At 67.6% G+C, this 11,770-nt stretch carries 12 protein-coding genes; 6 read left to right on the top strand and 6 right to left on the bottom strand.

The annotated features are described in order from the left end of the window. Positions 1–24 precede the first annotated feature (24 nt). Both ACVOJ1_RS01155 and ACVOJ1_RS01150 read left to right on the top strand, forming a co-directional pair. Complete coding sequence (locus ACVOJ1_RS01155) at positions 25–477, top strand: SufE family protein (RefSeq protein ID WP_053519686.1); 453 nt, start codon at positions 25–27, stop codon at positions 475–477. Then, on the top strand, positions 474–1,721 hold the full coding sequence (locus tag ACVOJ1_RS01150; RefSeq protein ID WP_180875549.1) for an MFS transporter: 1,248 nt from the start codon (positions 474–476) through the stop codon (positions 1,719–1,721). Before ACVOJ1_RS01155 ends, ACVOJ1_RS01150 begins: the two co-directional genes overlap by 4 nt. Positions 1,722–2,255: 534 nt before the next feature. On the opposite strand, the gene dksA is transcribed toward ACVOJ1_RS01150, so the two are convergent. Further along, entirely contained in the window at positions 2,256–3,473 is a 1,218-nt protein-coding gene (dksA, locus tag ACVOJ1_RS01145) for an RNA polymerase-binding protein DksA (RefSeq protein ID WP_346479902.1), read from the bottom strand. A 272-nt stretch (positions 3,474–3,745) separates the two neighbouring features. Here dksA and yidD point away from each other — a divergent pair, with 272 nt between their 5' ends. The 3 genes from yidD to ACVOJ1_RS01130 are packed head-to-tail and all read left to right on the top strand — an operon-like array spanning position 3,746 to position 6,193. Then, the gene (gene yidD / locus ACVOJ1_RS01140; protein WP_053519683.1) at positions 3,746–4,000 is read left to right on the top strand and encodes a membrane protein insertion efficiency factor YidD; all 255 of its coding nucleotides are present in this window, start codon (positions 3,746–3,748) and stop codon (positions 3,998–4,000) included. Between the two features lies 1 nt (position 4,001). Beyond that, positions 4,002–5,348, top strand: a complete 1,347-nt coding sequence (locus ACVOJ1_RS01135) for a dihydroorotase (RefSeq protein ID WP_197600317.1) — start codon at positions 4,002–4,004, stop codon at positions 5,346–5,348. Then, positions 5,348–6,193: a peptidoglycan DD-metalloendopeptidase family protein gene (locus ACVOJ1_RS01130; RefSeq protein ID WP_197600318.1), complete on the top strand. Its 846-nt coding sequence runs from the start codon at positions 5,348–5,350 to the stop codon at positions 6,191–6,193. Before ACVOJ1_RS01135 ends, ACVOJ1_RS01130 begins: the two co-directional genes overlap by 1 nt. A 211-nt stretch (positions 6,194–6,404) precedes the next feature. Here the strand turns inward: ACVOJ1_RS01130 and ACVOJ1_RS01125 are convergent, their stop codons facing one another. From ACVOJ1_RS01125 to efp, 5 genes are all read right to left on the bottom strand, one after another. After that, complete coding sequence (locus ACVOJ1_RS01125) at positions 6,405–7,109, bottom strand: squalene/phytoene synthase family protein (RefSeq protein WP_111186434.1); 705 nt, start codon at positions 7,107–7,109, stop codon at positions 6,405–6,407. Positions 7,110–7,120: 11 nt separating this feature from the next. Continuing rightward, positions 7,121–7,816, bottom strand: a complete 696-nt coding sequence (locus ACVOJ1_RS01120; RefSeq protein ID WP_346479901.1) for a phosphoglycolate phosphatase — start codon at positions 7,814–7,816, stop codon at positions 7,121–7,123. Further along, on the bottom strand, positions 7,813–8,529 hold the full coding sequence (ubiG, locus tag ACVOJ1_RS01115) for a bifunctional 2-polyprenyl-6-hydroxyphenol methylase/3-demethylubiquinol 3-O-methyltransferase UbiG (RefSeq protein ID WP_346479900.1): 717 nt from the start codon (positions 8,527–8,529) through the stop codon (positions 7,813–7,815). The genes ACVOJ1_RS01120 and ubiG overlap by 4 nt, the downstream gene beginning before the upstream one ends. A gap of 24 nt (positions 8,530–8,553) precedes the next feature. Beyond that, positions 8,554–9,897 (bottom strand): TRZ/ATZ family hydrolase, encoded by a 1,344-nt coding sequence (locus tag ACVOJ1_RS01110; RefSeq protein ID WP_053520086.1) that lies wholly within the window; start codon positions 9,895–9,897, stop codon positions 8,554–8,556. Between the two features lie 162 nt (positions 9,898–10,059). After that, a complete protein-coding gene (efp, locus tag ACVOJ1_RS01105; protein ID WP_053520087.1) occupies positions 10,060–10,626 on the bottom strand; it encodes an elongation factor P in 567 nt (188 codons plus the stop codon). 121 nt (positions 10,627–10,747) lie between these two features. Between efp and epmB the strand changes: the two genes are divergently transcribed. Continuing rightward, positions 10,748–11,764, top strand: a complete 1,017-nt coding sequence (gene epmB, locus ACVOJ1_RS01100; protein WP_065175508.1) for an EF-P beta-lysylation protein EpmB — start codon at positions 10,748–10,750, stop codon at positions 11,762–11,764. Positions 11,765–11,770 lie beyond the last annotated feature (6 nt).

Here is an 11,770-nt window from a genome sequence, read left to right as displayed (position 1 = left end):
CACGCCCCCACCCAAGAGATTGCAGTGATCGACTCCCCGTTCCCGCTTGAACCCACCACCGCCGAGGCCCAGGCCGCCATCGCCGAGGAATTCGGCTTCTTCGGCGACTGGTCCGAGCGCTACCAGTACCTGATCGACCTCGGCCGCAAGCTGCCGGCCTTCCCCGAAGAGTGGAAGACCGAAGAACACCGCCTGCTCGGCTGCCAGTCGATGGTCTGGATCGTTCCGGAAGGCAATGCGCAGTCGCTGCGCTTCCACGCCATCAGTGATTCGGCGATCGTCTCCGGCCTGATCTTCCTGGCCCTGCGTGTCTATTCCGGGCGCTCGGCACAGGAAATCCTGGACACGCAGCCGAGCTACATCCAGGACATCGGCCTGGCCCGCCATCTTTCGCCGACCCGCAGCAACGGCGTCGCAGCGATGCTGGCCTTCATCCGCGAGACGGCGCAGGCCCAGCTGCAGCGCGGACACCCGTGAGCGGGACCGCCCCGGCCGAAGACACGGCGCTGGGCCTGCTGGCCCGGCCGGGCTTCGCCAAGCTGCTGGCCTACCGCATCTTCGCCATGTTGTCCTACCAGGTGGTGGCCGTCACCGTCGGCTGGCACATCTACGAAGTTACCCGCAATCCGTTCTCGCTGGGCCTGATCGGTCTGGCCGAAGTGCTGCCGTTCTTCTGCGTGGCCCCGTTCGCCGGCTATCTGGTCGACCATCTACCGCGGCGCAAGCTGGGAATGGTCGCCTGCTCCGGCCTGATCGCCACCGCACTGGTACTGACCAGCGTCGCCATGGGCTGGCTGCCGTTCCACGGCGTATGGCCGATCTATGCGGCGATCGCACTGACCGGCATGGTCCGTGCCTTTCTTTCGCCGATCTACAATGCATTGTTCGCCCGCGTGCTGGCGCGCGAGCAGTTCGCACGCGGTGCGGGACTGGGCGCCGTGGTGTTCCAGGCCGGCATGGTGGTGGGTCCGGCGCTGGGCGGCGTACTGGTCGGCCTGGGAGGCAAGGGGCTGTCCTATGGCGTGGCGACGGCCTTCGCGCTGGTGGCAGTGGCCTGCCTGGCCACGCTGAAGGTGGAGGAACCGGTGCACAGCGGCCCCGCAGCACCGATCTTCCAGAGCATCGCCGAAGGTGCGCGCTTCGTGGTCGGCAACCGCATCATGGTCGGCGCGATGGCGCTGGACATGTTCTCGGTGCTGCTGGGCGGTGTGGTGGCAATGCTGCCCGCCTTCCTGCATGAGATCCTGCACCATGGACCCGAAGGGCTGGGCATCCTGCGCGCTGCGCCCGCTCTGGGCTCGATCGGCGTGGGCCTGTGGCTTGCCCGGCACCCCCTGCACCGCAACGCTGGCCGGGTGCTGTTGTCTGCGGTCGCGGGCTTCGGGCTGTGCGTGATCGGTTTCGGGCTGTCGCAGCACTTCTGGCTGTCGGCGCTGATCCTGCTGTTCTACGGCGCCTTCGATGGCGTGTCGGTGGTGGTCCGCTCGACCATCCTGCAGCTGGCGACGCCCGAGGAAATGCGTGGGCGGGTATCGTCGATCAACGGCATCTTCATCAGTTCGTCCAACGAACTGGGCGCGTTCTATGCCGGCACGATGGCACGGCTGCTGGGCCTGGTACCGGCAGTGGTGCTGGGGGGCTTCGCGGTGCTGAGCGTGGCCGGCATCACGGCATGGAAGAACCCGACGCTGCGGAAGTTGAATCTTCGCGACCTGCAGTGAGCCTGTAGAGCCGAGCCCATGCTCGGCTGCGCATTTCCGTGCGCCCACGCAGCGGTTGCGCCGGGCCGCGCCCGGCGGGCTTCTTCCGCGACCGCGGCGGGGTGTAACTTTCTTTGCTCGTGCAAAGAAAGTCACCAAAGAAACACGCCGCCATCCGCGAGCCGGCGCTGCGCGCCAGTGCCCTGCGGTGCTCGGCTCGCTACAAGGCGGACCCAACAGCCGCGAGCGCACGCATGACCGCTCCTGGTAGAGCCAAGCCATGCTTGGCTGCTTTTGCTTTTGCTATTCCTTGCCCTCCGGCTTCGGCCTGAGCCGAGCGTGGGCTCGGCTCTACATCGGCCGCGCACGCAGGGATGCGTCGAGAGCCTGTGGGTGGGGCCGGGCAGAACCGTCCGCGGCATGGATGCCGCGGCCGAGCTTACACCCGCGGGCTCCACCGATACCCGGAAGGCGCTGCTCTACACAGCCAACGTGAACCCAACAAAAAACCCGGCCAAGGCCGGGTTTTCTGCATGACGAGACAACGACCGGGAATCAGTCGCCCTGCTGCTTCTGCAGGTGTTCCCAACGCTCCTGGGCGTCGATGGTGCGCTCGGCCGTGAGACGGGCTTCCAGGCGCTCCAGACCGATCTCTTCACCCGTGTCCACGCAGTAGCCGTAATCACCGGCTTCCAGGCGCTTGAGCGTGCTGTCGATCTTGCCGATCAGCTTGCGGTAGCGGTCGCGGGTGCGCAGCTCCAGCGAGTTCTCGGTCTCACGGGTCGCACGCTCGGCCTCGTCGCCGATGTCACGCACTTCCTCGCGCAGATTCTCGATGGTCTGCTTGGACTCCTCCACCAGGTCCGCGCGCCAGTTCTGCAGGCGCTGGCGGAAGTACTCCTGCTGCAGCGGGCTCATGTATTCCTCTTCCGACGACGGCTTGTAACCGGCCGGCAGGATAGGGCGGCCGGTGGCCTCGTCGGTCTTGTACTCGACGACCTTGTACTTGCTGCGCGGGGCCGGGGCGGCCGAGCGGGCGGCGACGGCCACGGCGACCTTGCCGACAGGGCGCGACACGGTCTTCGGAGCGGGATCGGATTTCACGGCGGTTTTGGCAGGCGATTTCGAAACGGGCACGGGATTCTTGGATTGCGGGGCGGTCGACGCGGAAGGTGCAGCGGCCGAGGCCGGCTTGGATGCCGGTTTGGCTGCAGCACCTGCCGCGGTCTTGGCCGGGACAGGCTTGGCCGGAGCCTGCGTTGCGGCAGGCTTCGGTGCGGACTTCACTACGGGGGCCGGTGCCGGCTTGGCAGCCGGCGTGGCGATATTCTTGGTGACCTTCTTTACAGCGGCAGGCTTGTCCGCCGGCTTGAGTGCCGCGGCCTTCTTTGCCGCTGGCGGTGCAACCGGCTTTTTCACCGCCGCCTTCGGCGCCGGCTTGGCTGCCGGCTTCTTCGCAGCCGGTTTGGCAGCAGCCTTCTTGACCGGCACCGCCTTGCTGGCGGCCTTTTTCACTGCCGGCGCCTTCTTGCTGGCAGCAGCAGGTTTGGCCTTGACCGGCGCAGCGGCCTTCTTGACGGCCGCTTTGCTTGCCTTGGCCGGCGTTTTTTTCGCGGTGGCCTTCCTGGCCGCCGGTTGCGAGGACGCTGCCTTGGTCGCCGGCTTGGCCGCCGGCTTCTTGACAACGGGCTTTGCCGCCAACTTCTTCACAACAGGCTTGGCGGTTTTCTTGGCGGCCTTTGCGGCCTTCTTTGCAGTTTTTTTAGCAGCCACGAAACGCTCTTCCTTGGATTCCCCGGGGCCCGGGAAAGCGGGCCTTTATAGCCTACCCGACCCGCAGCAGCAACCTCGACAGCCCCGCTCCATTCAGTCCTGGAGTCAAGGCCCCCAAGGGGCAGTCCGACGAACACGGACCGCCTCGCGCGGTACGGAACCTGGCCGGCACCCGAAGGTGCCGGTACCGGTCGCAGGCCATCGGCGACATGCGACCAACGGCCCATCCTGCACAAATGCGGCCTTCATGCCAACTGGCATAAGATGACTGGGTGATCTCGCGCCTGCTCATTGCCCTGCTGCGCTTCTACAAGCGCTTCATCAGCCCCCTGCTGGGGCCACGCTGCCGTTTCGTGCCCAGCTGTTCTGAATACGCGATGGAAGCCATCTCCCTGCATGGCCCGCTGCGCGGCAGCTGGCTGGCCGCGCGCCGGCTCGGCCGCTGCCACCCCTTCCACCCCGGCGGTGTCGACCTCGTGCCCGAACGCACCGACACCCCTTCATGCCGTTGCACAGGAAAACACTGACATGTCCTCCACGCTCATCACCAATGCCCGCATGGTCAATGAAGGCCGCACCTTCGACGGCGACCTGCGCATCGAGAACGGTCGCATCGCGCAGATCGGCACCGGGCTGGCGCCGCGCGAGGGCGAGCAGGTGGTGGACGCCGCCGGCCGCTGGCTGTTGCCCGGCATGATCGACGACCAGGTGCACTTCCGCGAGCCGGGCCTGACCCACAAGGGCGATATCGCCAGTGAATCGGCAGCGGCCGTGGCCGGTGGCCTGACCAGCTTCATGGACATGCCCAACACCAATCCGCCGACGCTGGACTCCACCATCCTGGAAGCCAAGTACGAACTGGCGCGTGGCCGCGCCTGGGCCAACTACGGCTTCTACCACGGGGCCAGCAACGACAATCTTGAGGCCATCCGCCAGCTCGATCCGAAGAAGGCGCCGGGCGTGAAAGTGTTCATGGGCGCGTCCACCGGCAACATGCTGGTGGACAACCCGGAAACACTGGACGCGATCTTCCGCGAGTGTCCGACCCCGATCATCACGCACTGTGAAGACACGCCGATGATCGATGCCAACCTGAAAGCCTTCCAGGAAAAATACGGCGACGCGCTGACCCCGGACATGCACCCGGACATCCGTTCGCGCGAAGCGTGCATCAAGTCGACGCGGCTGGCGCTGTCGCTGGCACGCAAGCACGGCACCCGCCTGCACGTCCTGCATATCTCCACCGCCGACGAACTGGCACTGTTCGAGAAGGGCCCGCTGATCCGGGCCGATGGCAGCCGCAAGCAGATCACCGCCGAAACCTGCGTGCACTTCCTGCACTTCGCCCGCCCGGATTACGCCACCAAGGGCAACCTGATCAAGTGCAATCCGGCCATCAAGGACGTGGCCGACCGCGAGGCGATCACCGCCGCGCTGGCCGACGACGTGCTGGACGTGCTGGCCACCGACCATGCCCCGCACACCTGGGAGGAGAAGCAGAAGCCCTATGCGCAGGCGCCGTCTGGCCTGCCGCTGGTGCAGTACGCGCTGGTGGCCGCACTGGAGCGCGTGCACGAGGGCAAACTGACCCGTGAGCAGGTGGTGCAGAAATTCGCGCATGCCCCGGCCCAGCTGTTCGACGTGGAGCAGCGCGGCTTCCTGCGCGAAGGCTATTTCGCCGATCTCGTGCTGGTGGAAGACGTGCCGTTCACGGTCAAGCGCGAGGACGTGCTCTCCAAGTGCGGCTGGTCGCCGTTTGAAGGCACGACCTTCCGGTCGCGCATCGCCTCCACCTGGGTCAACGGCCAGCGGGTGTGGGACGGCAGCATGCTGGTGGGCGAGCCGGCCGGCCAGCGCTTGACCTACGACCGCTGATGCGTGGGTTCCTCATGCTGGGGGTGCTGGTTGCCGCCCCCCTCTGGGCCGTATCTGCGGCACAGGCCCAGGATGGCATCGGCAGCCTGATCGACAGCCGCGTGGTGTTTCCTGCCAGTGCGTCGCAAGGCGCGCTGGTGATCGGCAAGGTTCCCGCCGGCAGCCGGGTGCAGTATGCCGGCCGCTCGCTGCGCGTGAGCGGTTACGGCAGCGTGGTGTTCGGTATCGGCCGCGATGAAAAGGGGCCGCTGCGCGTGCAGGTGCAGCGCCCGGACGGCGGCAGCGAAACGGCCACCATCTCGGTGACGCCGCGCGACTGGCCGACCGAACGGGTCAACGGTGTACCGCCGAAGACGGTCAATCCTCCGACCGCCATTGCCGAACGGATCAAGCGCGAGCAGGCACAGGTAACCGCCGCGCGTGCCCGCGACGATGACCGCACCGACTTCACCCAGACCTTCATCTGGCCGGTGCAGGGCCGCATCAGCGGCCGCTTCGGCAATGCCCGCGTCTACAACGGCCAGCCCGGTGCCGGCCATTCCGGCATGGACATCGCGGTACCGACCGGCACGCCGGTGAAGGCACCCGCCGCCGGGGTGGTCACCTTTGCCGGCCCCGACCTGTACCTGACCGGTGGCACGCTGCTGATCGACCACGGCTACGGCGTCAGCTCGAACTTCCTGCATCTGTCGCGCATCGACGTAAAAGTTGGCGACCGTGTGGAACAAGGCCAGGTGATCGCCGCAGTCGGCGCCACCGGCCGTGCCACCGGCCCACACCTGCACTGGGGCATGAACTGGTTCGACACCCGCATCGATCCGCTACTGGTGCTGGAGCGGAAGTAACCCGCGTGCACCCTCGCCGGGCATGGCCCGGCGCTACCAGAGCCACCAAACGGTAGCGCCGGGCCATGCCCGGCGAGCGCAGCGGCGACGGAATCAGCGACACGCGACCCGGTAGCGCCGGGCCACGCCCGGCGAGCGCAGCGGCAACGGAATCAACAACCTGCAACCCGGTAGCGCCGGGCCATGCCCCGCGAGCGCAGCGGCAACGGAATCAGCCGCGTGCGGCCCACCACACCCGCAGCAGGGTGCGCAGCGGGGTCGCCTCGATCGGCTTGCCGGCCGCCTGGGCCGTCAGGCGTGCACGGGCCAGGCTGGACCACACGCGGCGCGGGCGCGGGCCTGGCACGCGCGTGCCCCACCCCTTCAACAGGTGCTGCGCCCAGCGCTGCGCGGCGGAGCGGGTGTCCTCGTCCAGCAGGCTGCGCGGCACGCCGGCCACGCCTGCGTCCTGCAGGCGCTGGGCCAGCGTCTGCAACTGCACGGCCCGGCCCGCACCGGTCCGCGGCCTGTCATCGAACAACACCACTTCCACGGCCGCGACCGCTTCAGCGTAGCGGGCCAGCGCGGCTTCGGCACTGGCCGCATCCGGCGCGACGGTGCGTGCCTCCACCAGATCCGGCAGCGTTTCCGCCAACCGCGCCCACGGCGCACGCACCGGTTCCAGCACACGACCCAACGGATGGCGCGAACGCTGTCCTTCCCAGCTGCGCAGCTCCTCGCCCCACCATGCCAGCTTGGCATCGGCCGGCAACGGATCGCCGCTGGTATTGAGCATGTCGTCGAATTCCTGCAGCAGCGCGAACCACGCTACGGCCAACTCACGGTGCGATTCGGCCACGAACGGCGCGGCCACCGACCATTCCGGCCAACGGCTGCGCCATTTGTCGAGGAAGCTTTCCAGCGCGGTGCTGCTCACTACGATCGTCCTTACGGGTGGGCCGGGCGTGCCGGCCGGGTTGGCCACAGGCTGGCCAGTTGCAGAAGTGCAGCGTTCTCGACCAGTACATCGGCCTGCCAGGCCAACGGGTCGTCGCTGTGCAGGCGGTAGCCCCACAGCGCTGCCACGGATGGCATGGCCGCGGCGCGCGCCGCGATGATGTCGCGCTCGTCGTCGCCGACATACACGCAGTCGCTTGCCGCGACACCGATCGCCTGCGCAGCGTGCAGGAGAGGCAGCGGGTGCGGCTTGCGCTCGGCCAGGCTGTCGCCGCCGACCAGCACGGCGCAGCGCTGCTGCCAACCGTGCTGCGGCAGGATCAACCGCGCCAGGTACTCGGGCTTGTTGGTAACGATGCCCCATATCGTTCCAGCAGCATCGAGCGCGGCGAGCATGCCGGCGACGCCATCGAACAGCACCGCGTGCTGGCCGATCAACGCTTCATAGCGCTGCAGGAACTCCGGGATCAGCGCGTCGCGCGCATGCGCATCCAGGTCCGGGAAGGCCGCCGCGATCATCGCCCGCGAGCCCTTGGACACCACCGGGCGCAGCTGCGCCAGATCGATCGGCGCGCGTCCACGCTCGGCCAGCATGGCGTCGCAGGTGGCAACGAAGTCCGGCGCACTGTCCAGCAGGGTGCCGTCCAGGTCGAACAGCACCGCGCGCGGGAAGTGCGTGGCGGTCATGCCGGCTTGACCGCGTAGGCCAGGTAGTTGATGTCGGTGCGGGTGCTGAGGCGGGCACGGTTGCGCCACGGCTCGTATGCCATGCCGCTGACATCGGCCAGCTGCAGATCAGCCTCGCGCAACCAGCGTGCCAGTTCGGCCGGCCTGATGAATTCCTGGTAGTGGTGGGTGCCCTTCGGCAACAGGCGCGCCACGTATTCGGCACCGACAATGGCCACCGCGAATGCGGCGGCCGTGCGGTTGATGGTCGACAGGAACAGGTGCCCCCCCGGCTTCAGCAGCCGCCTGCAGGCCTCGATGACCGCGCCGGGGTCCGGCACGTGCTCGAGCATCTCCATGCAGGTCACCACATCGAAGCTGCCCGGCTGTTCAGCGGCCAGGTCCTCGGCGGCCTGCACCCGGTAGTCGACCTTGGCACCACTTTCCAGTGCGTGCAGCCGCGCGACCTTGACCAGCTCCGGGGCCAGATCGATGGCGGTGACATCGGCGCCGGCCTGGGCCAGTGCTTCGCTCAGCAGGCCGCCACCGCAGCCGATGTCGAGCACGCGTGCGCCGCGCAGCGGCACGCGGTCGGCCACGTACTTCAGGCGCACCGGGTTCAGCGCATGCAGCGGCTTCTGCGGACCATCGGCGTCCCACCAGCGGTTGGCCAGTGCGGCGAACTTGTCCAGCTCGGCCTGATCGAAATTGGAGGAAGCATGGGGGACAGTCATGGGGAATCCTTGCAGCGCCAGGGTTCAGGCGCGGATATGGCGGATGCGCTCGCGCCACTGGCGCGCGTTGGCGATGATGCCCGGCAGGTCCATGCCGACCAGCTCGCGCTGCACCAGCTTGGGCTTGCCGGCAATCCAGACGTCGCTCACCTGCTGCCGGCCGGTGGCGTACACCAGTTGCGAAAGCACGTTGTGCAGCGGCTGGGTTTCCAGCGCGGACAGGTCCACGCAGACCAGATCGGCCTGCTTGCCCACCTCGATCGAGCCGATCCGCTCGCCGAAGCCCAGCGCACGGGCACCACCGAGCGTGGAAGCGCGCAACGTGGTGGCCGCGTCCAGCGCAGTGGCGTCGTTGGCGACAGCCTTGGCCAGGATCGCCGCGGTGCGGTTCTCGCTGAACATGTCCAGGTCGTTGTTGCTGGCACAGCCATCGGTACCGATGGCCAGGTTCACGCCTGCGCGCTGCAGGGCGCAGGCGGGGCAGAAGCCGGAGGCCAGTTTCAGGTTCGATTCCGGGCAGTGCACCACGCTGACGCCACGCTCGGCGCACAGGTGGATCTCCGCGTCGGTCAGTTGGGTCATGTGCACCGCGATCAACCGGTCATTGACCAGGCCGAGGCGATCGAGTCGCGCCAGCGGACGCTGGCCATGCAGCCTGATCGAATCGCTGACTTCCTGCGCGGTCTCATGGGTATGCAGGTGCACCTGCATGTCGAGCTGGTCGGACAGCATCCGCACCCGCTCGAAATTGGCATCGCTGACCGTGTAGGGCGCATGTGGTGCGAACGCGACGCCGATCAGACTGTCGTTGCGCCACTGGTCGTGCAGTTCCCCGGCCTTGGCGAAGTACTCGTCGTCGCTCTTCGCCCAGGCGGTCGGGAAATCGATGATGACCGCCCCCACCAGCGCGCGGAAACCATGCTTCTTGTAGACCGCCGCCTGCACGTCGCCGAAGAAGTAGTTCTCGTTGGCGCAGGTGGTGCCGCCGCGCAGCATCTCGGCAATCGCCAGCGTGGTACCGTCGGCGACGAACTCGGGGCCGATCACCGCCGCTTCCACCGGCCAGATGTGCTCCTGCAGCCAGGTCATCAGCGGCAGGTCATCCGCAACGCCGCGCAGCAGGGTCATCGGGTTGTGCGTGTGCGCGTTGACCAGGCCCGGCATCAGCGCGGCGTCCGGACGGCTGACCACCTGCGCGGCACGGAAGCGCGCCCGCGCTTCGGCACGCGGCAGCACGGCCACGATCTCGCCGCCACGCACGGCTACGGCATGGTCTTCCAGCACCACGGCATGCGGTTCGATCGGAACGACGTAGCCGGCTTCGATGAGCAGGTCGCAGGCTTCGGGGAGGTGCGGGCTGTCGCTCATGCAGGCTCACTTGGCTGGGGGGAGAACCTCACGGGAGGCGGTAGCGCCGGGCCATGCCCGGCGGCTGTCCGTTGCGGCGCCGTGGACGCCGGCAACGGGTTCCGGGCGATGCCCGGAAAGCCGGGCCTGGGCCCGGCTCACAGGTCATCCGGCTGCGCCGGATTACTTCACGCGCGAGGAGTACTCGCCCGAACGGGTGTCGACCCGGATGACTTCATCCTGGTTGACGAACAGCGGCACGCGGACCACGGCACCGGTTTCCAGCGTGGCCGGCTTGCCGCCACCGCCGGAGGTGTCACCGCGGACGCCCGGATCGGTTTCGGTGATCTTCAGCTCGACGAAGTTCGGCGGCTGCACGAAGATCGGCGCACCGTTGAACAGGGTCACGATGCAGGCTTCCTCGCCCTTCAGCCACTTTTCGGCGCCGCCCATGCCGGCCTTGTCGGCCTGGACCTGCTCGAAGGTCTCCGGATCCATGAAGTGCCAGTACTCGCCATCGCTGTACATGTAGTTCATGTCGGTGTCGACCACGTCGGCCACTTCCAGGTCGTCGGTCGCCTTCATGGTCAGTTCGACCACGCGGCCCGAACGGATGAAGCGGTACTTGACGCGGGTGAACGCCTGGCCCTTGCCCGGCTTGACGTATTCGGTATCGGTGATGACCGCCGGTTCATTGTTGACCAGGATCTTCATCCCGTTCTTGACGTCATTCATGCCCACAGTGGCCATGCTCAAGCTCCTCAAATGGCAAAACCGCCGCGGGTGCGGCGAGCCGGTAGAATGGAAAGCCCACCGGATGCCGGTGGGCGACTGTTTTTCTGCCCCCATGATAACCGCAGGCCCCCTCTCCATGCAGCTTTCCGCCTTTCCCCGCCCGTCGTCGCCGGGTGCACCCGCACGCTGGCAGGAACTCTGGCGCCAGGCGCTGCGCGACCCGCACGCACTGCTGGCGCGGCTGGAGCTGGATCCGGTCGCACTGGGCGTGTCCGAGGCGGCCATGGCCCAGTTCGCGCTGCGCGTACCGGACGGGTTCGTGGCCCGCATGCGCAAGGGCGATGCGGCCGACCCGCTGCTGCGCCAGGTGCTGCCGGTCAATGACGAGATGCAGGTCGTTCCCGGGTTCAGCTTCGACGCGGTGGGCGATGGTGCGGCCAGGAAGGCGACCGGGGTCATCCAGAAGTACCGGGGCCGGGCGCTGCTGATCGCCACCGGCAGCTGTGCAATCAATTGCCGCTACTGTTTCCGCCGGCACTTCGACTACGCCGCTGAGAATGCCGCCAAGGGCGGCTGGTGGGAAGCGGTGGACGCCATCGCCGCCGATCCGGATATCGACGAAGTGATCCTGTCCGGGGGGGATCCGCTGTCGCTGGCCACCCACAAGCTGGTCGAACTGACCGACGCGCTGCGGCGGATTCCGCACATCCGTCGCCTGCGCATCCACACCCGGCTGCCGATCGTGCTGCCGGAACGGGTCGACGACGAGCTGCTGGCCTGGCTGGGCAGCCTGCCGTGGCCGCTGGCGATCGTGGTCCATGCCAACCATCGCAATGAGTTCGATGCCAGTGTGGACGCGGCAATGGCGCGCCTGCGTGGCACCGGCGCCCAGCTCCTGAACCAGGCAGTGCTGCTGCGTGGCGTCAACGACAGCGTGCAGGCGCTGCAGGAACTGAGCGAACGCAGCTTTGCCGCCGGCGTGCTGCCCTATTACCTGCACCAGCTGGACCGGGTCGAGGGCGTGGCCCACTTCGAGGTGGATGACACCCGCGCCAGGGAGCTGATTGCCGGCCTGACCGCGCGCCTGTCCGGCTACCTGGTTCCCAAGCTGGTGCGGGAACTGCCCGGCGACCCGAGCAAGCGCCCGCTGTAACGATCC

It is taken from the genome of Stenotrophomonas sp. STEN225, from assembly GCF_056756445.1.
This window is presented reverse-complemented; position numbering and strand designations above follow the sequence as displayed.

What these genes read in the sequence shown, in the direction of transcription:
- ACVOJ1_RS01135 (WP_197600317.1), top strand. Translation starts at nt 4,002, where the DNA reads ATGTCCTCCACGCTCATCACCAATGCCCGCATGGTCAATGAAGGCCGC.
- epmB (WP_065175508.1), top strand. Translation starts at nt 10,748, where the DNA reads ATGCAGCTTTCCGCCTTTCCCCGCCCGTCGTCGCCGGGTGCACCCGCA.
- ubiG (WP_346479900.1), bottom strand. Translation starts at nt 8,529, where the DNA reads ATGACTGTCCCCCATGCTTCCTCCAATTTCGATCAGGCCGAGCTGGAC.
- ACVOJ1_RS01130 (WP_197600318.1), top strand. Translation starts at nt 5,348, where the DNA reads ATGCGTGGGTTCCTCATGCTGGGGGTGCTGGTTGCCGCCCCCCTCTGG.
- ACVOJ1_RS01120 (WP_346479901.1), bottom strand. Translation starts at nt 7,816, where the DNA reads ATGACCGCCACGCACTTCCCGCGCGCGGTGCTGTTCGACCTGGACGGC.
- ACVOJ1_RS01110 (WP_053520086.1), bottom strand. Translation starts at nt 9,897, where the DNA reads ATGAGCGACAGCCCGCACCTCCCCGAAGCCTGCGACCTGCTCATCGAA.
- efp (WP_053520087.1), bottom strand. Translation starts at nt 10,626, where the DNA reads ATGGCCACTGTGGGCATGAATGACGTCAAGAACGGGATGAAGATCCTG.